Consider the following 23521-nt stretch of genomic DNA (forward strand, 5'->3'; position numbering starts at 1 on the left):
AGTAGTGTTTTTAATAAAAAGTCACTCCTTTGGGAGTGACTTTTTTGTTTTGATTCGTTTAAATAAATTACCTTTGTTTTTAATAAATGATCAAAAATGGAATTATATACTTTACATATTATTGAAACTATTGTTCTTCTTGTTGCTTACTTTATTTTAAAGTATATCACAAAAAAAGCAACGAATAAAGCAGCATTAAAATTCTCAAAATCAAAGACACGTGTAAAGATCATTAAGAAAATCATTCAACTGATGTTGATTACAATAACCTTAACTTTTCTATTGCTCATCTGGGGAGTTGAACAATCAGAACTAATGTTCTTCATTACCTCACTACTTACTGTATTAGGAATTGCTTTTTTCGCGCAATGGTCTATTATATCAAACATTACTGCTACGTTGATTATTTTCTTCAATCACCCCGCAAAAATTGGTGACGAAATTGAAATATTTGATGTAGATCACCCTGTTCTAGGGAGAATTAGCGATGTGGGTATTTTCTTTGTTACAGTTAGAAATAAAGAAGGTGCATTAATTACCATCCCAAGTAATCTATTCATTCAAAAAATGATAATTAAAAGAGATAATCAAGCGTCTTCTATAACTTCAAAACTCCTCTAAATCCCCTAGAAATATAATAAGATATTGCACTGTTGTGATAGATAAAAACTTCATCATATCTATAGTCACCAAAAATCGCACCCCCTAGTTTTCTTATTCTCTCAGGTGTTTTTAACCAACTAGAAGTTTTGGAATCGAAGGTCCCAAATTCTTGAAGTCTCCTGTATCCGATATGGTCAAGGATATCAATTCCCATCTCTTCGGCAACATCTACAATATTATTTTTAGGTTTTGCTTTAGGTCTAGAAAGCCATGCTTCCTTGTCATAACATAAGCTTCTGCGTCCTTTTGGGCTTTCAATTGAACAGTCGTAAAAATAGTAGGTATCTGTTTGGGAATCATAATCAATCACATCAGGTTCACCGCCTGTTTCCTCCATTTTATGAAGAGACCACAGTTTTTCTGGATATGACTTTAATTTTTCTAATATATTCTCCCATTTTAATGACTCGTGTCTCATTAAATTTTTTTCAAATCTTTCTTTAAGTGTTTTGATTAAGCGATCGCTTTCACGAGGGGTTATCGTCTGATTCATAATTGTAAGAGTTAGTTTAGTATAGCTTAGCATTGCTATAATGTACAAAAAGCACATAAATTGTTAACAAAGCTAATCGTTTTTTAAAGCTAATCGTTGTTTTCTAATTTCTTTTTAAGTTTTTCATTCATTAAGACAAATCCGTTTTTTGTGTTTAATTCGAAGTTTTTACCAAAAAAAAGCAATAAAAAACCTTTAAAAACCTCACTATGTAAGAAAGTTGTGGATCCACCTCCATTGTCAATTAGTTCAAACTGATGTGTTCAATCAAATAATCCTCTAAATAAAAAATGTCACAACCAACAGAGTTTTGTACCTTTTTCTAGCGCCAAAACTGTAGGATTAAAAATCATTCCCTTTGAATTAGGTGGAACTATTTTCACTTTTAGCTTTTCTCCTATTTCAATTTTTCCAGTGATCGATTGAATAAAAGGGTTCCAAACAGGATATTCTTTAAAATTAGTAAGTACTTCCCAGATTCTCTCTTTACTTGAATTAATTACAATCTCTGTTTTAATCTCTTTTGTCATTTGATTTTGTTTTTATTTATTACATCACAAAGATCTGGAAGGATAGTAACTTTCCTCTTGACAAATATGAAGACATTTAGATTTTAGAGGTTAGACATTAGACATTTTTAGTCTTCTGTCTTTCGTCTAACTTCTAAAATCTATTTTTTGAAATGAAAATTTTAGAAGCTAAAGCTAGCTGCACTAATCCCGATGGCTTATCGGGAGCATAGTTTTAACTATTTCTGAGACCAATAAAAAGTATTGATTGTTAGAATTAAGCCAAATTTATAAAGTTGTTTTTTTTCTAATTCTACTAAATATTTAGAGGTTAGATTTTAGAGGTTAGACATTAGACATTTTTCAGTCTTTTGTCTTTTGTCTAACCTCTAAAATCTATTGTTTGATATGAAAATTTTTAGAAGCCAAAACCAACTGCACTAATCCCGATGGCTTATCGGGAGCATAGTTTTAACTATTTCTGAGACCAATAAAAAGTATTGATTGTTAGAGTTAAGCCGAATTTATAAAAGTTGTTTTTTTCTAATTCTACTGAAAGTCTCTGGTGTCATTCCTAACATCGAAGCAATATATTGCAGCGGAACTTCATTAAATAACGCTTTATTTGATTCAAAAAACATTTTATACCTCTGTTCTGCCGACATTGATAAATGACTAAAAACACGGTCTTCTAAAGTGATGAAACAATTAATCAAAAACTGCTTTTCCAAGGAGTGCCATTGGGAAACAATTTCTCCAATTTTATCATAATTTTCTTTGGTAATAGAAAACACTTCTGTGTCTACCAAAGCTTGAATAGAGAGTCGAGAAGATTCCTCATAAATAAAACTCGCCAAATCAGTTGAAAAATATCCTTTTGTGGAGATCCATTGCGTCACTTCATTTCCATCCACTAATGCGAACATGCGTAATAATCCAGATTGAACAAAACTGAGTTTATTACACTTTTTACCTGATTCTAATAGAAAATCACCCTTTTTAAGCTCAGAATATTCAAAAAGCTTACTGATTTTGTTTAAATCCTCTTTTTCGAGAATTCCAAAACTGGCTTCAATATATTTTTCGAGTTCTGTCATGATTTGTGATAATGTGAAATAATAAAACCTCGCCAATTGACGAGGTTTTGAAATGTAAAATTATAGTCTATTATTTAGAAGTATCTCCTTTTGGTTTATCATCTTTAACATCAGCCTTCTTGTTTGAATTATCATCAGCGTCTTCCAATTCTTCACCTTTTAAGTAGTTCGGTAATTGCATTCCCGCCATATTAAACATTTCCTGTAATGGCGGAACAGCTTTATACATTCCCGAAATAAAGTTAGAAGTAGCTGTTTTTCCATCTTTTCCTCCACCATTTTCCCAAACAGTAATTTTGTCAATTTTGATATTTTTAATCGCCTCAGCTTGTGTTTTAACTAATTCAGGTAATTTATCTGCAATTAATAACAGAACAGCATCTTTTGAGTTGTTCCCAGCTGCTTTTACAATCATATCTAAACCTTGTGCTTGCTTAGTTAGTATTTCATAAAGTCCTTTAGCTTCTGCTTCTTTCTTTAAGAATATTGCATCCGCTTCACCTTTTGCAATTCTTCTGATTTGTTCTGCCAGTGCCTCTGCATCAATTTCAATTTTCTGTTTAGAAATTCTTGCTGGAACGATAATATCTGCTCCTTGCTCAGCTTCCTTTCGTTTTGCTCTGGCTTCTTCAGCGATTTTCTCCGCTGCATAAGCTTCCTCTAATGCTTGTGCTGCTTGAACTTTCTCAGAAGCATTTGCGATTTTTTCCGCTTCCGCTTCTCGCGCTCTTCTATCAGCATCAGAATTTGCTACTTGGATTTTTGCAGTATTTTCTCCTTCGACAGCATGCGCATTTGCCGCCGCTACTTGAATTCGTTGATCTTGCATTGCTTGTGCCTCACCAATTGCACCATCTCTCACTTTCTGAGATACGGAAATTTTAGCATCGTTAATTGCTTTGGCTGCAGCTTCTTTTCCTAAAGCCTCAATATATCCTGACTCATCATGAATATCTGTAATATTCACGTTGATTAATTTCAATCCAACTTTCTTTAATTCAGATTCAACACCAATTGTAATGTGAGATAAAAATTGATCTCTGTCAGAATTGATTTCTTCAATATCCATTGATGCAACGACCATACGTAATTGACCGAAGATAATTTCTTGTGCTAAATCTTTAACAGCATCTAAAGTCAATCCTAAAAGTCTTTCAGCTGCATTTTGCATTATACTCGGCTCAGTAGAAATACCAATTGTAAATCTTGAAGGTACATTCACACGAATATTTTGCTTACTCAATGCTTTGGTTAAATTCACCTCAATAGACATTGGAGTCAGGTCCAAGAATTCGTAATCTTGAATAATTGGCCAAATAAATGCGGCTCCACCATGGATACATTTCGCTGATTGACCTCCGCCGGTTTTTCCGTAAACAACTAAAATGCTATCAGAAGGACAACGTTTGTACCTGCGCATCATAGAAAACAGGAAAACAAATAAGATCAATACAACAGCGGCGACTAAATAAATCCCGCTAAAGATTTCAACTTGTGCAATTAATAAATTCATTTTTATTTGATTTTTGAAAGAGTTTCTACCAGTAATATTTCAGCACTCACGACGCCAACGACTTTAATGACAGTACCTGTGGACAATACATTATCCTCGTCAGTAAGAGCGTCCAATTCTCGAAATGAACCTTGTACACTAATTTGAATTTTTCCTGTTTTGGAACGATGAGGCCCAATAGGTAAATACACTTCTCCAACAGTACCAATTGCATTTTTAATTTTCAGAGTACCATCTTCTGCAAGTCGGCTCATAAAGTAAAACATTGAAGAAGTAACAAGCATCATTAATAAACCAGCAATGACAGAAATCAATAAAACGACACCATTAGAAAGATTTAAATCGTTACAAACTACGCCTGTCCAACCAAAAATAGTAAAGAAGGCAATTAGGTTTTTGAAAGTAAAAAACTCAAATCCAACACCTCCATCATCTGTTTCAAAGTCTGTGCTATCTGCTAACATATCACTATCCATGCCTCCGCCAACGAAAGTCATCACCAACAAAATACCAAATATTAAAGAACCAATAATGGCAATAATCCAATACGTTTGTGCGTAAACTGTTAATCCGTTAAATAATTCTTGCATTTATAATAGTTTTGAAATTCTTTGAGTTAAGAAGATTTCAGAAAACAAAATAAACATATTTTTTGGTATTGGACCCTTTTTTCAGAATGACAATTTTTAAACCATAGATATTGAAGCACATTACCCACAGTTTAATTGGCAACACTTATTTGCTCCAAATGGACTCATTTTTATCATAATCCAGCCATTTGATTCAAATAGCATTAAAAAACTTGGAAAATTCATGTATTTATGATAGATTCTGCGATCAAAAAAAATTAACAATAATATATGTCAATTAAAGTCTCAAGAAAAGACAGTACTTCAACATTTTTAGGATTAGTCGTAAATAAAACAGTGTTTTTTGCAACAATCGCAGTAATTATATTTAGTGTTGGATTTACGCTTATTTTCGAACAACAGGCAGACCATTATTTTGGAATTGCACAAACTTATGTTTCTGAACACGGAGGATGGATTTATACTTTAGCCGTTAATTTATTCATTGTTTTTTGCCTATACATGGCTTTCAGTAAATACGGATCTATTCGCATTGGCGGACGAAAAGCTAAACCGGAATTTAGCCGTTGGGCTTGGTTTGCTATGCTTTTTAGCGCTGGAATTGGAAACGGATTGGTGCTTTTTAGTATCGCAGATCCTGTACGTGACTTTCTTAATCCACCACGATTGGCTGGAGAAGATCCTGTATTAATTGCACAAGAAGCGATTAACTTTTCATTTTTACACCACGGAATTCACGGTTGGGCAATTTATTCGGTAGTCGGATTATCTCTCGCTTATTTTACCTTCAACCGAAAGATGCCGCTCACATTACGTTCTGCTTTTTATCCTATTCTTGGAAATAAAATTTACGGTTGGATGGGAGATTTAATAGATATAATGGCCGTGATTACCACCTTGTTTGGATTGGCAACAACTATTGGTTTTGGAGTTGGACAAATCAACTCAGGTTTAACCCATGTATTTGGTATTCCAAGTTCTCTGTACTATCAAATTATTATTATTCTAGCAGTAACTCTAGCAGCTACAATTTCAGCATTTAGTGGAGTAAATAAGGGAGTTCAAATGCTAAGCAAACTCAATATTAGAGTAGCTTCTGCCATATTTTTATTGGTACTTATTTTAGGTCCAACAACATATATTTTAAGTGCATACATTCAAAACTTGGGTAGTTATTTGGTGAATTTTGTAGATATGTCAACATGGACAGAATCATTACGTGGAACAGATTGGCAAAAAACACGAACAATAATGTATTGGGGTTGGTGGATTTCATGGTCTCCTTTTGTGGGAACCTTTATCGCTCGAATTTCAAAAGGAAGAACCTTCAAAGAATTTATTTTATGCGTTCTCATTCTACCTGCATTGGTAACTTTCTTATGGTTTAGTGCTTTTGGAGGAATAACAATGCGCGATATTCTCTCGGGTGATACAGCCATGATTGTTGCGGTTGGAGACGATATTTCTACGGCTGTTTTTGTATTCTTTGACAAGTTTCCAATTGCAATGGTATTAAAGGTTCTTGGCCTTGTTCTCATCAGTAGCTTCATCATCACTTCTGCAGATTCTGGTGCTTTGGTAGTAGACAGCATAACATCAGGAGGGAAATTGAAAACACCTAAATACCAAAGGGTTATTTGGGCTGTAGCAACTGGACTAATTGCGGCAGTCTTAATGTACGGTGGTGGTTTAAATGCCCTGCAAACCGTCTTCACTATTTCTGGACTTCCCTTCGCTATTCTATTGGTCATCATGTGTTTTTCGTTGTATTCAGGTGTCAAAGAAGATTACAATAAAGCTGAAAGAAAAGAAAAACTCGTTGAACGGGAGGATTACAAACAAAACATTCTTCAATTGGTAAATAAAGACCGAGAGGAACGGAGTTTAGATAAAATTGATCCGGAAGATAAAGATGATTCACAAACATTAAGTGATTAAAATAAGGTAAAACAAATCACAGGTATTAATAATTAATTGCGTTAAAATAGATTCAAAATAATGGGGAGAAAGATAAATTTAAACTCGAATTTAAAAATAATGGTAGCGATGGATCTAACTAAAATGGATGCCATTCTCTTGAATTACGTGAGTTTTTTGTGTTCGGTTTGGGGAACGGAACACATTTACTTCACGCACAACATTAAACAATATAAATTAGAAAGTCTACAGGATAGTTTTTTGGAAGAAGGAATTTCCATTGAAAATATCATTGATAAAGAATTACAAAGATCAATAAAAGAAAATTACACAGCTGATATTCCTTACACTATTTTACTCACAGCAGACGATTACACCGAAAGTATTCTCACACATTTGTCTAAAGAGTATAAGATAGATATTATGATTACAGGGAATAAAAACGAATTGCAAGGAACGGGTGCATTGAACCAAAAGCTTGTGCGAATGTTAGACGCAAATGTTTTACTAGTACCAGAAAAAACAAGAAATCAACTAAAAAAAGTATTGATCCCTACAGATTTTAGTTCAGCTTCAGCAAATTCTTTTGAAGAAACACAAATCTTAATAGCAAGCTCAAAAGGTGAAATTGAAGCTTTGCATGTTTACAATATTCCATCATTTTTCTTTCCATATATCAACACTGAAAAAGCAATTGATAAAACCAAAAAGCAACTGAAAGAAAAAGTTCAACAGTTCAAAAAACGCTATAAACTTACAGAAGATATTGATTTCAAATATATGGACAGAAAAGAATTCTCGGTAGTAGAAGCCATTGAAGAACATGCAGAAAAGGGTGATTTTGATATTATAGTCGTTTCTGCTAGAGGTGGAAACAAAATCGCTTCGTTGTTTATTGGAAGTGTGACGAATGATTTATTGATTAGGAATAGGAGAATGCCATTGTTAGTGATTAATTAATCTGTTCTACAGGGTTGGTGTAGGTCCGGTTTGCAACCGACTTTGCCTAACCACCCCTGCAAACCGTCCTTAACGAACAGCCCCTGCAAAACCTTCTCTATTTAGTACTCACAACCTGCAATCCAACAATAGAAATAACCAATGTCATCAGGAAGAATAATCTCCAAAAACTAACCGGTTCTTTAAATAGAATAATACCTGCGATTACTGTTCCGATGGCGCCAATTGCACCCCAAACAGCATAAGCTGTGCCAACAGGAATCGCGTTTTCTCCACCCATCGCTTTAAAAAGTAAATACATACTCACACTCACGCAAATTGCAAAAGCTATGAGCCACATCCATAATTCTTTTCCTGAGGTTTGTTGTGCTTTTCCTAAGCTAATGGCAAATCCCGTTTCAAATAATCCTCCAATAATTAATAAAATCCAATTGATACTCATGTTTTTATTTTCTGTCTTTAAAGTGTTATTAAAAAAATGTTTCGCTGTGTTAAAAGCCGCGGAAAAGATACACTTTGTTTTAGTGAATTACCAATAAATACATCTTTGAGTGAATGATTTTGATTAAATTGAACAGCTCAATGTAAGCAGAAACCTTACATAAACTTTAAGCTTCAAACAGTTAAAATTCTTTTTCAAAATAATTCCCTATTTTTGTATTACATTTTATTTAAAACCAAAACTTATGCAACATCTAACATCTAAGCTTTTAATTGCAGTCATTACTTGCTTTTTCCTTTTTACAAGCTGTAAAAAATTTGGTTTTGACAAAATAGCTGAGGGCAGCTGGAATCCAAACTTTGCTGTTCCAGTAGCACATGCCAATTTCGGTGTCTACGATATTTTGGCTTCTCAAGACAGTTCTGATTTAGTTGTAATAGATCCTAATACTGGTGCAATTGCGCTCGTTTATAAAGGAGAAATTTTAACGATTGATGCTGGAGTTTTGTTAAATATTCAAGACGAGAATGAAAGTTTAAACCTTGATGCTACTGACTTGAATGCTATTCCTGCGCCTATTTTCAACGGTTCGGTGACTTCGAATAACAATCAAAACTTTGTTTTTGACGCTGGAACTTCGGAGCTCCATCAAGTTACTTTCAAATCTGGAAACCTAGACATTAATGTTTCTACAGATTTAGCACATGATATTACATGCATTATTACTTTTCCAGAACTAAAAAAGAACGGAATTCCAATTTCAACTACAGTTTCACTCAATTATTCTGGAAATGTTCCACAAAGTGACAATGCTTCGGTTAATCTTTTAGAGGCGATTGGAGATTTTACTTTAGGAAATACCACTTTTAATCAACTCGATGCTGAGATATCTATAACGATAAACGGAACTGGTCAACCAATAACAGGAACGGAGGATATAGACATTGAATTTGCTTTTAGTAATCTCGATTTTAAAAATGCGAACGGATATTTCGGTCAGAATAATTTAGGGATTTCCGGAGATTCAGTTCTTTTAAGATTGTTCCAAAATGCCAATAATGGATATTTTGAATTAATTGATCCTAAGATTACGTTTTTTGCAGAAAACACATTCGGTTTTCCAATACGTATGAATTTTTCAAATTTAAAGACTGTTAATGTCAACAATGGAAATGAAATTTTTCTATCTGGATTTCCTAGTGTATTTGATATTCCTAGCGCTATTTCAATTGGACAATCATCATTTTCTCAATTTGATTTGAATACTACAAACACAACTAATTTATCAACTATAGTCTCTTCTGTACCGAAGTTTTTTGTTTATACAGCCAATGTAGTATCGAATCCTGATGGAAATATTCCACCATTAAACTTTATCTCCGAAAAAAGTCAAATGAAAATTCGAACTGAGGTTGAATTGCCTATGGAAGGTTTAGCTTATGGATTTGAGTTAAGAGATACAGTTGATTTTAACTTTAATGAAGATCTTTCACAGTTGGAATCTGTAATGTTTAGATTAAATATAGACAACGGTTTCCCTGTAGAATTAAAGTCTCAAATAACATTTTTAGATGATAATTATAATCCTATTTTCTCAACATTTAATACACCCGAATCTGTTGTTTCTCCAGCCTTGGTAGATAATAATGGACGTGTGAATCAGCGCATAAAAAAAATCACTGATATTAATCTGACTCAGGATCAAATTTTACTTCTTTCTGGTGTAAAATATATTCTTTTAAATGCTGTAGCTCAAACGCTAGATGGGACTAATGGACAAGTTATAAAACTATTTGATGACTATACCTTAGATTTTAAATTAGGACTTCAGGTTCAAGGAAAAATTAACTTATAAATATTTAAATCACCAATTATGAAAAATTTAGACTTAAATATTAATTTTCTTTGGATAACGATTATAGCTTTATTCATTGGAGGAAATGCAATTGCACAAAAGAATTACACATTTTATGCTCTCGAAAACACAGCCCAATCTCATTATTTTAATCCTGCTTTTAAACCTTCTGCAAAGGTTTCAGTGAGTATTCCTGGATTATCGATGCACAGTTTTGGTGCTTCCAATAGCGGATTTAACTTGAGTAATCTTTTTAATGAAAGACCTCAAGACGATTCCTTACAGATCGATCCGCAGAAAGCGCTTAGTAAAATGAAGGATAAGAATTTCTTAACTTTTGAATCTTACAACGAGATTTTTGCTTTCGGAATAAAAGTAAATAAAAACTATTTCAGTTTTGGAATTACCAACCGATTAAATGCCAGTTTTATCTATACTAAAGACCTATTTACAATCGCTATAGAAGGAAACGGTAAATCACTTTTGGGTGAGCGTGCAAGCTTTGATGGAACAGGAATAAACCTAAATTCTTATGTGGAATACGCTTTAGGTTTCAATAGGGAAATAAATGATAAACTTGATGTTGGGGTAAGAATGAAAATTCTTTCTGGTATTGCTAACGTAAACACACGAAAAAGCGAATTCGGAATACACACCAATAAAACTACGTTTGATCTAACGTTTGATGGTTCTGCTATCATTAACACTTCTGGGATTAAGCCATTTTATGATACGCTTGCAACAGACGATTATATGCCATCCGATAACGCTTATAATTTTAAAAACTTTGGTCTGGCCTTCGATTTAGGTGCTTCTTACAAATTGACAGAGAAAATAAAAGTATCAGCGAGCTTACTTGATTTAGGTTTTATTACTTGGAAAACTGAAAATGCTACTTTTGAAATTGACGAAATCAATTACAGATTTGAAGGTGTGTATTTGAATCAATTTTTAACAGACTCAACGGAAGCCGTTTTTCAACAATTGCAAGACACTTTAAAAGATGTTTTTTCACAAGAAGAAAGCAGCGAAAATTACAGAACAGGATTAGCTACTCGTTTTTATTTAGGTGGGACTTATGAGTTAACTGAAAAATTTAAAGTTGGAGCTACATTATATAATGAAATAATTAAATCAAATTATCGTGTCGCAGCAATTGTTTCAGGAACTATTCAATTAAAAAATTGGTTAAGCGCAACCATAAATTATTCACAATATGCTAGATCTTTTGGAAGTATTGGCGCTGGAGTTTCTTTGCGAGGTGGACCTATTCAATTCTTTGTTGCCTCAGACAATATACTTGGTTTTATTGCTCCACAAAATTCAAAAAATGTGCATTTAAGTTTTGGTTTAAATCTTTTGTTTGGGAAACCAGATAAGCCAATTAATAAAAAAAGATACGGATAAGAAAGTGAAAAGCTATTAAAAAAATGACGCTTTAGGCGTTAGAGAAATGACTTTTTTTCAAACATTTGTTTTCTGATGCTGTCTCCATAAAAAATCACAAAAAGTCAATTTTGGGGATTAAATCAGCTAAAAAATGCGATATTAACGCTATTGTAAGGTATTTCACACCAAAATCTCAAAAAATAACTAGATGAAAATTAAAAAAGTACTTGTTGCCAATCGTGGAGAAATTGCGATTAGAATATTTCGATCATGTACAGAAATTGGCTTAAGAACCGTTGGAATTTACACATTTGAAGACCGTTATTCTTTGCACCGATATAAAGCGGATGAAGCTTATCAAATTGGTGAAGATGATGATCCTATCAAACCTTACCTTGACATCAACAAAATTATTCAGGTTGCGAAAGAAAATGGTATAGATGCTATTCACCCTGGATATGGGTTTCTATCAGAAAATGCAGCATTTGCTCAAGCGTGTGAAGACAATGGAATAATTTTCATTGGTCCAGATGTTTCAGTTTTAAAATCTTTGGGAGATAAAGTAATGGCGAAAAAAGTAGCCATTGAAAACGGAATTCCAATTATTGAAAGTAATAAAAACGACCTTACAACAGTAGAAATAGCTATTGAAGAAGCTGAAAAAATTGGCTACCCTGTAATGCTAAAAGCTGCCTCAGGAGGTGGTGGACGCGGAATGCGTGTGATCAAAAACAGAGATGAGCTGAAAAAAGCTTATCCTGAATCAAAAAGAGAAGCGTTAGGTGCTTTTGGAGATGATACTGTTTTCTTAGAAAAATACGTTCAGAATCCGAAGCATATTGAAGTTCAAATTCTAGGTGACAAACACGGAAATTTAGTGCACATGTTTGAGCGTGATTGTTCTGTGCAACGCCGTTACCAAAAAGTAATTGAAATTGCTCCTTCTATTCATTTGCCGCAAGAAGTAAAAGATAAACTATATAAATATGCCTTAGATATCGGTAAAGCTGTGAATTACAGCAATGCCGGAACGGTAGAATTTTTGGTTGACGAAGACCAAAGTATTTACTTTATTGAGGTAAATCCGCGTATTCAAGTGGAGCATACAGTAACGGAAGTTGTGACTGGAATTGACATTGTGAAATCACAAATATTTATTGCTGGTGGTTATAAATTGGCCGACGAACAAATCAAAATTACAAGTCAAGATTCAATTACCACCAATGGATTTGCTGTTCAATGTAGAATAACAACAGAAGATCCTAAAAACGATTTCAAACCAGATTACGGAACAATTACTACTTACAGAAGTGGAAGTGGTTTTGGTATTCGTCTAGATGCTGGAAGTGTTTACCAAGGTGTTACTGTTTCGCCATTTTTCGATTCAATGTTAACGAAAATCACTGCCAACAGTAGAACTTTGGATGGTGCTTGTCGTAAAATGAGACGTGCTTTAGCAGAATTTAGAGTCCGTGGTGTAAAAACCAATATGGCGTTTCTAGACAATATTCTAAACGACCCAACTTTTAGAGAAGGAAAAGTTACTGTAAATTATATTGCAAATACACCTGAGCTTTTCAATATTAGAGAACCACGTAACAGAGCAACAAAATTGCTTAATTTCTTAGGAGATGTAATTGTGAATGGAAATCCAGATGTGAAAATCATCGATCCAAATAAAAAATTAATTAAACCACATATTCCGAAATTTGATAAGCAAGCAGCTTATCCAAAAGGAACAAAAGATTTACTCACCGAATTAGGTCCAGAAGGATTCTCAAAATGGTTGAGTAATGAAAAGAAAATTCATTACACAGATACCACAATGCGTGATGCGCACCAGAGTTTATTGGCGACACGTATGCGTACTTATGATTTAGAAAAAGTGGCCAAAGGATTCGCAATGAATCACCCAGAAGTTTTCAGTATGGAAGTTTGGGGTGGAGCGACATTCGATGTTTGTATGCGTTTCTTAAAGGAAAATCCTTGGGAACGTCTACGTGTTTTGAGAGCTGCAATGCCAAATGTATTATTCCAAATGTTATTGCGTGGTTCAAACGGTGTGGGTTATACTGCTTATCCAGATAATTTAATCGAACGTTTTGTTTCTGAAGCTTGGGAAAACGGAGTTGATATTTTCAGAATTTTCGATTCTCAAAACTGGATGAAATCTATCGGACCTGCAATTGAACATGTGCGCAAGAATACCAAAGGATTGGCAGAAGGTGCGATGTGTTACACGGGAGATATTTTAAACCCAAATGAGCAAAAATATAATCTAAAATACTATTTAGATCTTGCCAAAGAAATTGAAAATGCTGGAGCTCATATTTTAGCCATTAAAGACATGGCAGGTTTATTAAAGCCTTATGCAGCAACGGAATTAATTACGGCTTTGAAGTCGGAAATTAAGATTCCAATTCATTTGCATACACACGATACCTCATCCATTCAATCTGCAACTTACATTAAGGCAATTGAAGCTGGTGTTGATGTTGTAGATGTTGCTTTGGGCGGATTAAGTGGATTAACTTCACAACCCAACTTCAACTCTATCGTGGAATCTATGCGTTTTCAAGAGCGTGAGAATAAAATGGACATTCAAAAATTGAATGAATATTCTACCTATTGGTCAGATGTGCGTGATTACTATTATCCATTCGAATCTGGATTAAAATCTGGAACTGGAGAAGTATTTACACACGAAATTCCGGGTGGACAATATTCTAACTTAATTCCACAAGCAGAATCTTTAGGATTAAGAGATCGTTTTTCTGAAATTACAGAAATGTATACGAAAGTGAATAAACTTTTCGGAAACATAATTAAGGTAACACCAAGTTCGAAAGTTGTGGGTGACATGGCGCAATACTTAGTAAGTAACAACTTGACGATTGAAGATTTCATGGAAAAAGGAGAGACATTGTCTTTCCCAGAATCTGTGATCAGTTTCTTTCGTGGTGATTTAGGTCAACCCGTTGGTGGATTCCCAAAGGACATTCAAAAAATCATTTTACGTGATGAAAAACCATACACGGATCGTCCAAATGCGCACCTGGAACCAATTGATTTTGATAAAGAATTCGCTGAGTTTAAAAAGGAATTCGATGCTGGAATGGACAGGGAATTAGAGATTACTGATTTCTTATCTTACAAACTGTATCCAAAAGTATTTACTGATTTGTATAATCACTATCTCAAGTTTGGTAAAGTGATGCAAATTCCAACTAAAAACTTCTTCTACGGAATAAAGCCAGGGGAAGAAATTATTATTGAATTAGACAAAGGAAAAACTTTATTGATTGAGTTGATTTCTGTTACAGAAGCCAATGATGACGGTGAAAGAACAGTATTCTTCAAAATCAATGGACAAACAAGAAGTACTGATATTAAAGACAATACCATCTTAGTTGAAAAAATAGTTCACCAAAAAGTGGACAAAAATAACGTCAATGAAATAGGTGCTCCATTGCAAGGATCTTTATCTTCCATCTTGGTAAAAGAAGGAGATACAGTTGAGAAAAACCAAGGTTTATTTGTAATCGAAGCCATGAAAATGGGAACAACGATTTGTGCAAATGCCGAAGGAAAAATCAAGAGAATTTATCTGAAAGAAGGAACGATGGTGCACAGTGATGATTTGATTGTGGAAATGGAGTGAGACAGTGTTGAGTATTGAGTAGGGACGGTTTGCAAGCTGTCCCTACCCAAGTAAACTCGATTAAAATCGGCAGGAAGAAAAAAGGTGAATATGGGCTCGGAGTGAGGGCTTCTAACGTGAATTTTGTGAGTTGGTGTTGTTAGGTGTTTTTTCTCCCGCAGATTATCGCAGATTTCGCAGATTTTTTTTGGTGCGTGACTTCTGTAGACTTTAAAACTAGTTTCCTTTCTATCCAATCTCGGTGAATCACTGTACTTTCTCAGTGCCCTCTGTGCAAAACCTTTCTTCTCTCCCCTCTCTCTGCGAATCTCTGCCCCTCCGCGCATCTCTGCGTCATTCTTTTTCTCTTCTCTTTGAGACCTCCGCGGTTAAATTTTATCTTTGTCCTCCATGAGAATTGATCCATTTGTAATTGCCATCACGTTAAGTATAGTCTTGGCGTATTTCTTTCCGCAACTCGGTGCTTCTGGAAGTCCTATTCCTCTAAACATCATTGCAAGTTTGGGGATTTCACTCATCTTCTTTTTCTATGGATTAAAACTCTCCACCGAAGCCATTAAAAGCAGTTTAAAGAACTGGAAACTTCACGTTGTTGTTCAAGCAAGCACATTCGTCCTATTCCCTTTGATTGTCGTTGTATTCTATCCGCTAGTTAAAGACACAACTCACGAGATGCTTTGGCTTTCCTTACTTTTTATGGCTGCTTTGCCTTCTACCGTTTCTTCATCTGTTGTGATGGTTTCTTTGGCCAAAGGAAATATTCCTGCAGCTATTTTTAATGCCAGTATTTCGGGAATCATTGGAATAATAATTACTCCATTGTGGATGACGACTTTCATTCAACAAACCGATATCGCTTATGATTTCTCCGCTATTTATTTGCAACTGGGAATGGAAATCTTGCTGCCACTTATCTTGGGATTATTGTTGCGAAAATACCTTGGAGCTTTCGCACAAAAGAACAAGCGTGGATTAAGTCTATTCGATAAATCTATAATTCTCCTTATCATTTACAAAAGTTTTGTTCATTCCTTTGAAGAAAAGGTTTTCAGCAGCGTGAGTATCTTCGATTTATTAATCATGTTTGTTCTTGTGATTGCGCTTTTCTTCCTCGTATTTTTCATTACTGGATGGATAGGAAAACGTTTACACTTCAACCGTGAAGATAGAATTACCGCTCAATTTTGCGGAACTAAAAAATCGCTTGTCCATGGAACCGTTTTTTCTGAAGCTTTGTTTGGTCAAACGAGTATTATGGGATTGATGCTATTGCCGTTAATGCTTTTCCATGCGGTACAGATTTTAATTATTAGTGTTTTGGCTACTAAAATGGGGAAAGAGGAAACGGAACGGGAGATTGCAGAATCACGAAGTTCCCATCAAAATAACTAGTTTAAAAACAGCTTTTTTTCAGGTCGTTTTTTAAGGAAAATTACTTTTTTAACAATTGGTTACGAACTAAAAGGGTATAATTGTTAATTAATTATGCAGTTACATGATACATTAGAACATATTCTCTTAAATATAATTTTCCGTAATTAAGAAGAAAAAAATGACTCGAACACTACTAAAAAACAAAGGCGAAATTATTTATATCTACTATGAAAGAATCTATTTTTAAATCCACATTACAATCTTATGTATCAAAAACAGCTGTATTGGCAATACTTTTGTTGATTGGAACAACACTAAACGCTCAAGTTGCATTCTATTTGAGACCGACGGTGAATATGAAGACAAACCAAAGTAGTTTTGGAACTGAATATCAAATGAACACTTATAATTCCGTCACCAACGAACATTTTACGTTTGTAAACAGACCAATGTTTTTGGATGGCCATATTGACTTAGGAATTAACGTAGGAATTCAGATAAAAGAAAAGCACTTTATAGAACTAGGTATATCCTCCGATCATTCTAGTATTGGAAGAAGTCTATTAACGCATTCAAATTTCAACGATTATGAAACAGGAGAAAACTACACAAGCAATAGTTATTCACATACTACGGTAAGCCCTTTTTATGCAAGGATATCTGCTGATTACCACAATAATTTTTGGAACAACAAGAAAGGAACTATAGGTTTTCGAAGTATTGCAGGAATAGGATTTTTATTTAGTGGAAATAGTAAACTTCAAATTAATGGAAGTGGACATGGAAACGGAAATTTAATCATGGGCAATGATGATTATGGAACTGGAATAACAGGTGATAATGATATTCAACAAATAGCCCCTGATGTTTTCATAACTGATTACGTAAGTAAAATTGAAACTTATGATGGTGTTACAGCATCCGTTAAGCTTGGACTAGGAATAGATTTCAGTACCAAAAAAGATTTTCATTTATTCTCATTTGATGTTTCCTATCTTCTAAGCACCAGACCTGTCCAGTTTCAAGAAACTAAAATCACAGTAATTGATAATGGTTTTGAAACAAATTATAGATATAATCAATCCAGTAGAGGTTCAGGATTATACTTTACATTATCGAGAAGATTCCAATTTTACCCTTGGAAACCTATAATTAAGAAACAGCAACTTTAGAAATAAGGATACTGTTTTTAGTTAAACCATTTTTAATTAAAAATACACCTTTATTATTAAATTATTGGCACCTATTTTGAAGAGCAAATATTTAAGCAAGAATTAATTTTTTAACAAATACATATCTGTTTTAGAGTTAATATTGCAAGTTGTTTTGAAAAATAAAAGGAGATGATTTTACCTGAACGCTCCTAGATTAAAAGTAAGGCCCACTACATTTTATATGAACATGAAAAAATCTGCATTTGAACCATTACTGTTTTTGTTGAAAACGGATAAATTAATCAACCTGAAAAAATCAACATTACTCTCCATATTTTTATTGTTTGGAATTACCTTAAACGCACAAGTTGCGTTTTATTTGAGACCGACAATTATTGCTAAAACCAACCAAGGTAAATTTGGAAGTTTTAGCGGTAAGGCGTCATTTAATACGATAACCAATGAGCATTTTACGTTTGCGAATCAACCTGTTTTATTCAGTGGATATCTCGATATAGGTTTTAATATTGGAATCCAAATAAAGGAAAAGCATTTCATTGAATTGGGTTTATCATCTGATTACTCTAGTATTGGAAACAATATTTTGATTAATTCAACTTATACTGATTTTCAAACAGGTAAAGAATACATAACGAACAATTATTCTATGGGCACTACAAGTATATATTATCCGCGACTTTCTGTAGATTACCACAATAATTTCTGGAGTAATCCAAAAGAGACATTGCGAATTCGAAGCGTTGCAGGAGTAGGAGTTTTAATAGGTGGGAAAAGTATTGCTAGCAATGGAGGAGATTCTCCAGATCAACCAAATTCTCCCGAGGACTACCGTGAAATAGGACCAAATATTTTCATCACAAATGAATACTCTACAAGTACTAACAACGGAGGAAATACTGCTTACTTTAAACTAGGTTTTGGAATGGATTTCAACACGAAAAAAGACAGACATTTATTCTCTTTGGATGCATCTTATCTGCTTAGCGCAAGACCTGTACAATATGAAGAAACAAGAATTCATGTGCTTGACAATGGAAATGAAGTAAACTATTTATTCGATCAATCAAGCAGAGGATCTGGTTTTTACTTCCAAATTTCTAGAAAGTTCCAGGTTTATCCTTGGATTCCTATAAGAAAAGATAAAATATAAATTGGAGCTTCGACTCCAGTATTATGTCATTCCCAACTGGGGCTTCGACTGCGCTCAGCCGCCAGTTGATAATTGATAATTGATAATTGATAACTATGAAACGGCAACTTTAGAAATAAGGTTGCTGTTTTTGTTTTTTGTAGGATAATATTGAATTGAAACACTTTTTCTAAAGAATTAATTCATCACAATAGAATTGATTTATCAAACAAGGACTATTAAATAGATGTGAAATTTCAACAAATTAAAAACACATCAACAAAATCCCTATCGGGTGAACAATTTACAATTAAAATTTAACCATTAAAATATTAACTTTAGCCCTGCTAATGAAAGAAACCCAGTTCATCAATCAGAATAAAAACAAGTGGAACAAATTTGAAAAACACTTGGCTTCCTCTTCGACTGATCCCGAAGAGATTCGTGAACTGTACACCGAACTCAACAATGACTTGAGTTACGCGCAAACGTTTTATGAAAAAAGAACTGTTCGGGCTTATCTCAATTACTTGGCTCAAAGTGTTCACCGACAATTGTACAAACAGAAAAAAGAACCTTTTTCGGCAGTATGGAAAGCTTGGACAATCGAATTACCACTAGAAATTTATAGAGCACGTAAAAACTTACTTTTTGCATTGATTTTGTTTGTTATTTATGCAGCAATTGGAGCTTTTTCAACACATCAGGACATTGATTTTGCGAAAACTATTCTTGGAACTGGTTATGTGAATTTAACAGAAGAAAATATCGCAGCAGGAAATCCTTTGGGAATTTATGGCGATTCTTCGCAAGGAACAATGTTTGTTCAAATCACACTCAACAACATTAAAGTAGCCTTGTTGTGCTTTTTTGGTGGAATTTTATTCTCTCTCGGAACACATGTTATTTTGTTTAATAACGCCGTAATGGTTGGTGTTTTTCAATACTTTTTTAAGGTTAAAGGATTGTTATTGACTTCATTTTTAACGATTTGGATTCACGGAGCTTTTGAAATTTCTGCAATTGTTATTGCGTCAGGAGCCGGATTTACGCTTGGACATGGATTATTATTCCCTGGAAGCTATACCCGACTCCAAGCTTTACAAATGAGCGGTATGAGAGGAATCCGCATTATGCTTTCTTTGATTCCTATATTTGTTATTGCTGGATTTTTGGAAAGTTATGTCACAAGAAACTACCAAGTGCTACCTGATTGGTCAAAATGGATGATTGTAATATTTTCTTTTGCAATGATTCTATTTTATTATGTCGTTTATCCAATTTTAGTCGCTCGGAAATATCCAGAGAAAGTGCACGCAACACCACAAACAACTGCATTTGAAAAGGTAAAATTTGAACCTTTTAAAATCAGAAAAAATCTTGAAATATTTAGAGAAAGCTTTCAATTGTACAGTATAAAATTCATTTTCTTTTGGAAAGGAATCATGCGTAGCGCGGTTCCTATGATTTCGGCACTCCTTATTTATCAGTTTTTCATGCATTATTCTGATTTAACGAGTTCGTATTCTGTTGACTGGAAAGCACAACTCTCTATTTTATTCGGAAATTCATGGTCAGAAACTTATAATGGAATCTCTGATACATTGATCTCCATTTTGTGGATTTTACCGATAGTTTTTATCGCCTTATCCCTGTTTTTTAGTTTTTATTCAAAAGAAGAAATATTCAAAATGCCAAGTTTCGTTTCTTATGTTAGCAAACGATTTTTAAAAATGTTATTGGCTGTTTTACCCCTATATTTCTTAATGATTGTCCTCCCTTTTTATATTTTAATTCCGATGATATTCTTATTTCCATTTTTCATATTAGGTCTACCAAGTGCCGGATTAGAAGAGAAATCGTCAATTAAGTCGGTATTTAAACTGGCTTCTCAAAAGTGGTCTGCGAGTTTGATTATTCTGATCGTTTTATCACTTACCACATTCTTCTTTGCACAACCCTTTGCTTTTGTTATCTCAGGAATGGGTGATTTACTGGATTGGTTTACCGATTTCTTACTTCCAATTTTTGCTGAAATCTCATCAGATCCTATCGTTTGGGTTAATGTCATTCGACAAATAGTTTATGTATTATTTATGATTTTATTACTTCCTTTATTCTTCATTGCATTTACATTATTGTTCTATTCTGCGAAAGAAGAAAATGAAGCTTTAGGATTAAAGTCAGAATTTCAGAAATTTGGTAAACGCAGTAGAATTAAAGAAACAATAGTCGATTTTGAATAAATTTCAACTCAAATATAATCTGATTTGGCTCTTGTTTGCCGTTTTTCCTTTCGTGCTTTTTGGACAGGAGAATGATGCTTTTGAAAAGCGTTGGGAGGAAATCAATAAAGGAATTGAATACAAAAAATCAGCACGTCCAAAAGGCCCTGAAAAAGAATACATCGCTCCTCAAAGTTTAAATGAAGAGCGCAAGAACGAAGAAAATTACGATGCTCGACCTAACAGTGAAGATATTATTTATTCGAGAGAAAAGCGATATGAAAATGGCGAAAATCAAGGAATAAAAAAGCACATTAAAGATGGAGAAAATCAAAATATAGATGATTTATCAACTCCAAAAAGCGAAGCACCAAAATCGGAAAATTCTTATAATAATCGTGATTTCGGTGATGGTACCGTTTTTAAATATATTATCATCATTGGTATCGTCTTGGTCGTTTTTCTAATCTATTATTTCTTCTTCAAAAATGCGGTAAAGTCCGACAAGGAAATCGTGAATATCGATTATGAAAAAGTAAATGACATCAATCCAGAAACCATTAATAAAAGTCAGCTGGAAACTGATTTAGAAAAAGCTATTTCAGAAGAAAATTACCGTGCTGCAATTCGTATTTATTACATTCTTTTATTAAAAGCCTTAATCAATAGAAACTTGATAAAATGGGCGAACAGAAAGACAAACACACATTATTTGGCAGAAATGACCACGCAAAAGGAGTTTGAAAACTTCAATAAATCGGTTAATATTTACGAATGGACTTGGTATGGGAAAAACAATCCAAGTAAGGACGTTTTTGAGCGCTTCGCAGCATTTTATGATGACTTTTTAAAACGATTAAAGGATGAATAATAAAAGAATCCTTTACCTCATCATTGCGGTTGTGCTTGTTGGCGCATTGTTCGTTCTGTTCCTAAATTCAGGTTCGGAGGAACCCACAGCAGCAAAACGTAAAAAAGTTGATTACTCTTCTCACGATTGGAAGGTTGACTTATCACTCGATAATAAAAATCCTTATGGTTTATATGCTTTCCGAGAGTTAACAATTGCTGATGGTCGATTTACTGAATTCAATGCTGTTTCTGACTATAATTTACTCGATTCTATTGTCCAATTAGATTCATCGATGTTGATGTTCATTGGAATGGATTTAATGCTGACAGATGAAGAAATCGACTTGGTTTTAGAAAGTATTGATTACGGAAATGACTTCTTTATATCAGCTGAGAAAATACCTTCTTATTTGTTAGATCAATTAATGAGTGAAAAAGCGTTAACCTATTATCCGAATAAAAAAGCGCCTCATAAAATCAATAAAAAGGTTTACGATATGTATTATTTCTACGAGAATGATACACTGACTGAAATTTGGGATCTATTCAATCCTAAGAAATTGGACACGCTGACCAATGTATTGTCTACAATCTACGGAAGACCTAATTATATTGAGATTGAATATGGTTTAGGGAAGGTTTTTATCCATTTGAATCCTTTGGTTTTTACAAATGTTCAGCTCTTAAAAAGTGATGGTAAATCGTATTTTAAAGAAGTTTTATTGACGCTTGAACAACCAAAAATTCAATGGCTTACTTTTGCTAATTTCGAAGCTAAACCTTACAGCGATAAGTCAACAAGCTTTGAGAATAATAAGAGTTTATTGAGTGAATTATTCAAACATCCAGCTTTCCGTTGGGGATTTATTCTAGCCGTTTTTGGTGTACTTTTATTCTTGCTTTTTAGAAGTAAAAGAAGACAGCCAATTATTCCTGCAGTTGAAGACAATAAAAATACTGGCTTTAGTTATGTAGATACTTTGGCGGGAATTTATTACAACAAAGAACATGGAGATAAAATCTTAAAAATCATGCGCCGTAATTTTTACAGCGCTGTTTACGACCATTTCTATATTGATTTGGCCAAACGAGAGGATTCAAAACCAATAATAGCACTTTCAAAAAAGTCAAATATTCCTACATCTGAAATAGAGCAATTAATAAAGTACCTCGAAGTTACCACTAAAGTGAGCGATATTTTCTTGAGTAATACTTACAAAATTCAGCGTTCCTTCTATTTAAAATCTGGAATCTGGAACGAAGAAATCAGACAAAAACAAATCAACAGTTCGGTTTCAATTTACCGTCAAAAAGAGCGGGCTTTGGGAACAATTGGTTTAGGTATTTTCATTATTGTACTTGGATTCATTTTCTTATCCGTTTCTTTAGGAGTTGGAGTTTTGTTCTGGCCATTGGGAATTGTAGGAATTGTGATTGGAACAAGAATGCTCAATACTCCAGCGATAATATTAAATCCTGGTCAAATTGAGTTAAATCCATTATTTGGTAAAAAAGTTATCATTTTGCATGAAAATATTAAGTTTATTGAAGAAAAAGGTCTAAATTCTCTCATTTACTTTAAAAATGGAGGAAAGGCTACTTTAAATAATTCACAATTAGATCAAAAGAAAATTAAAGCATTAGATCATTTAAAACAACGGTTTAAACAAACTTAGC

General features: G+C 33.7%; 18 protein-coding genes. 12 read left to right on the forward strand and 6 right to left on the reverse strand.

Features of this window, described 5'->3' with window-relative positions; genetic code table 11:
- Positions 1 to 96: 96 nt before the first annotated feature.
- Positions 97 to 621, forward strand: a complete 525-nt coding sequence (locus tag ERX46_RS08970; RefSeq protein ID WP_130093524.1) for a mechanosensitive ion channel domain-containing protein — start codon at positions 97 to 99, stop codon at positions 619 to 621.
- On the opposite strand, the gene ERX46_RS08975 is transcribed toward ERX46_RS08970, so the two are convergent.
- The 5 genes from ERX46_RS08975 to ERX46_RS08995 form a co-directional block, all read right to left on the reverse strand.
- Entirely contained in the window at positions 599 to 1156 is a 558-nt protein-coding gene (locus ERX46_RS08975; RefSeq protein ID WP_207214147.1) for a DUF4256 domain-containing protein, read from the reverse strand. The genes ERX46_RS08970 and ERX46_RS08975 overlap by 23 nt on opposite strands.
- Positions 1157 to 1449: 293 nt before the next feature.
- Complete coding sequence (locus ERX46_RS17680; RefSeq protein WP_242494558.1) at positions 1450 to 1686, reverse strand: SRPBCC domain-containing protein; 237 nt, start codon at positions 1684 to 1686, stop codon at positions 1450 to 1452.
- A 503-nt stretch (positions 1687 to 2189) separates the two neighbouring features.
- Positions 2190 to 2762, reverse strand: a complete 573-nt coding sequence (locus ERX46_RS08985; RefSeq protein WP_130093525.1) for a Crp/Fnr family transcriptional regulator — start codon at positions 2760 to 2762, stop codon at positions 2190 to 2192.
- A gap of 70 nt (positions 2763 to 2832) precedes the next feature.
- Positions 2833 to 4275 carry a flotillin family protein gene (locus ERX46_RS08990; protein WP_130093526.1) on the reverse strand — a complete coding sequence of 481 codons (1443 nt, stop codon included), beginning with the start codon at positions 4273 to 4275 and terminating at the stop codon, positions 2833 to 2835.
- A gap of 2 nt (positions 4276 to 4277) precedes the next feature.
- Positions 4278 to 4865, reverse strand: coding sequence for a hypothetical protein (locus tag ERX46_RS08995; protein WP_130093527.1), 588 nt, complete (start codon positions 4863 to 4865; stop codon positions 4278 to 4280).
- Between the two features lie 270 nt (positions 4866 to 5135).
- On the opposite strand from ERX46_RS08995, the gene ERX46_RS09000 reads away from it, so the two are divergent.
- Together ERX46_RS09000 and ERX46_RS09005 are read left to right on the forward strand one after the other, a co-directional pair.
- The gene (locus tag ERX46_RS09000; RefSeq protein WP_130093528.1) at positions 5136 to 6803 is read left to right on the forward strand and encodes a BCCT family transporter; all 1668 of its coding nucleotides are present in this window, start codon (positions 5136 to 5138) and stop codon (positions 6801 to 6803) included.
- Positions 6804 to 6911: 108 nt separating this feature from the next.
- Positions 6912 to 7742 carry a universal stress protein gene (locus ERX46_RS09005; RefSeq protein ID WP_165366198.1) on the forward strand — a complete coding sequence of 277 codons (831 nt, stop codon included), beginning with the start codon at positions 6912 to 6914 and terminating at the stop codon, positions 7740 to 7742.
- A 97-nt stretch (positions 7743 to 7839) separates the two neighbouring features.
- On the opposite strand, the gene ERX46_RS09010 is transcribed toward ERX46_RS09005, so the two are convergent.
- Positions 7840 to 8178 (reverse strand): DMT family transporter, encoded by a 339-nt coding sequence (locus ERX46_RS09010; protein WP_130093702.1) that lies wholly within the window; start codon positions 8176 to 8178, stop codon positions 7840 to 7842.
- 250 nt (positions 8179 to 8428) lie between these two features.
- On the opposite strand from ERX46_RS09010, the gene ERX46_RS09015 reads away from it, so the two are divergent.
- The 9 genes from ERX46_RS09015 (at position 8429) to ERX46_RS09055 (ending at position 23520) form a co-directional block, all read left to right on the forward strand.
- Entirely contained in the window at positions 8429 to 10039 is a 1611-nt protein-coding gene (locus tag ERX46_RS09015; protein WP_130093530.1) for a hypothetical protein, read from the forward strand.
- 18 nt (positions 10040 to 10057) lie between these two features.
- A complete protein-coding gene (locus tag ERX46_RS09020) occupies positions 10058 to 11446 on the forward strand; it encodes a DUF5723 family protein (RefSeq protein ID WP_130093531.1) in 1389 nt (462 codons plus the stop codon).
- Between the two features lie 190 nt (positions 11447 to 11636).
- Positions 11637 to 15089, forward strand: coding sequence for a pyruvate carboxylase (locus ERX46_RS09025; RefSeq protein ID WP_130093532.1), 3453 nt, complete (start codon positions 11637 to 11639; stop codon positions 15087 to 15089).
- Positions 15090 to 15479: 390 nt separating this feature from the next.
- Complete coding sequence (locus tag ERX46_RS09030; protein ID WP_130093533.1) at positions 15480 to 16481, forward strand: bile acid:sodium symporter family protein; 1002 nt, start codon at positions 15480 to 15482, stop codon at positions 16479 to 16481.
- Between the two features lie 209 nt (positions 16482 to 16690).
- The gene (locus ERX46_RS09035) at positions 16691 to 17635 is read left to right on the forward strand and encodes a hypothetical protein (protein ID WP_130093534.1); all 945 of its coding nucleotides are present in this window, start codon (positions 16691 to 16693) and stop codon (positions 17633 to 17635) included.
- A gap of 229 nt (positions 17636 to 17864) precedes the next feature.
- Positions 17865 to 18788 carry a hypothetical protein gene (locus tag ERX46_RS09040; RefSeq protein ID WP_130093535.1) on the forward strand — a complete coding sequence of 308 codons (924 nt, stop codon included), beginning with the start codon at positions 17865 to 17867 and terminating at the stop codon, positions 18786 to 18788.
- Between the two features lie 329 nt (positions 18789 to 19117).
- Complete coding sequence (locus ERX46_RS09045) at positions 19118 to 21013, forward strand: stage II sporulation protein M (protein WP_130093536.1); 1896 nt, start codon at positions 19118 to 19120, stop codon at positions 21011 to 21013.
- Positions 21006 to 21863, forward strand: a complete 858-nt coding sequence (locus ERX46_RS09050) for a hypothetical protein (RefSeq protein WP_130093537.1) — start codon at positions 21006 to 21008, stop codon at positions 21861 to 21863. Before ERX46_RS09045 ends, ERX46_RS09050 begins: the two co-directional genes overlap by 8 nt.
- Entirely contained in the window at positions 21856 to 23520 is a 1665-nt protein-coding gene (locus tag ERX46_RS09055) for a DUF2207 domain-containing protein (protein ID WP_130093538.1), read from the forward strand. The genes ERX46_RS09050 and ERX46_RS09055 overlap by 8 nt, the downstream gene beginning before the upstream one ends.
- Position 23521: the final 1 nt, after the last annotated feature.

The organism is Brumimicrobium glaciale (genome assembly GCF_004152935.1).
Classification (GTDB): Bacteria; Bacteroidota; Bacteroidia; order Flavobacteriales_D; family Crocinitomicaceae; genus Brumimicrobium; species Brumimicrobium glaciale.

Coding starts and splice junctions, on each gene's coding strand:
- ERX46_RS08985 (WP_130093525.1), bottom strand. CDS start 2,762: ATGACAGAACTCGAAAAATATATTGAAGCCAGTTTTGGAATTCTCGAA.
- ERX46_RS09000 (WP_130093528.1), top strand. CDS start 5,136: ATGTCAATTAAAGTCTCAAGAAAAGACAGTACTTCAACATTTTTAGGA.
- ERX46_RS17680 (WP_242494558.1), bottom strand. CDS start 1,686: ATGACAAAAGAGATTAAAACAGAGATTGTAATTAATTCAAGTAAAGAG.
- ERX46_RS09015 (WP_130093530.1), top strand. CDS start 8,429: ATGCAACATCTAACATCTAAGCTTTTAATTGCAGTCATTACTTGCTTT.
- ERX46_RS09045 (WP_130093536.1), top strand. CDS start 19,118: ATGAAAGAAACCCAGTTCATCAATCAGAATAAAAACAAGTGGAACAAA.
- ERX46_RS08975 (WP_207214147.1), bottom strand. CDS start 1,156: ATGAATCAGACGATAACCCCTCGTGAAAGCGATCGCTTAATCAAAACA.
- ERX46_RS09040 (WP_130093535.1), top strand. CDS start 17,865: ATGAAAAAATCTGCATTTGAACCATTACTGTTTTTGTTGAAAACGGAT.
- ERX46_RS09025 (WP_130093532.1), top strand. CDS start 11,637: ATGAAAATTAAAAAAGTACTTGTTGCCAATCGTGGAGAAATTGCGATT.
- ERX46_RS09020 (WP_130093531.1), top strand. CDS start 10,058: ATGAAAAATTTAGACTTAAATATTAATTTTCTTTGGATAACGATTATA.
- ERX46_RS09030 (WP_130093533.1), top strand. CDS start 15,480: ATGAGAATTGATCCATTTGTAATTGCCATCACGTTAAGTATAGTCTTG.
- ERX46_RS08970 (WP_130093524.1), top strand. CDS start 97: ATGGAATTATATACTTTACATATTATTGAAACTATTGTTCTTCTTGTT.
- ERX46_RS09055 (WP_130093538.1), top strand. CDS start 21,856: ATGAATAATAAAAGAATCCTTTACCTCATCATTGCGGTTGTGCTTGTT.
- ERX46_RS09035 (WP_130093534.1), top strand. CDS start 16,691: ATGAAAGAATCTATTTTTAAATCCACATTACAATCTTATGTATCAAAA.
- ERX46_RS09005 (WP_165366198.1), top strand. CDS start 6,912: ATGGATCTAACTAAAATGGATGCCATTCTCTTGAATTACGTGAGTTTT.
- ERX46_RS08990 (WP_130093526.1), bottom strand. CDS start 4,275: ATGAATTTATTAATTGCACAAGTTGAAATCTTTAGCGGGATTTATTTA.
- ERX46_RS08995 (WP_130093527.1), bottom strand. CDS start 4,865: ATGCAAGAATTATTTAACGGATTAACAGTTTACGCACAAACGTATTGG.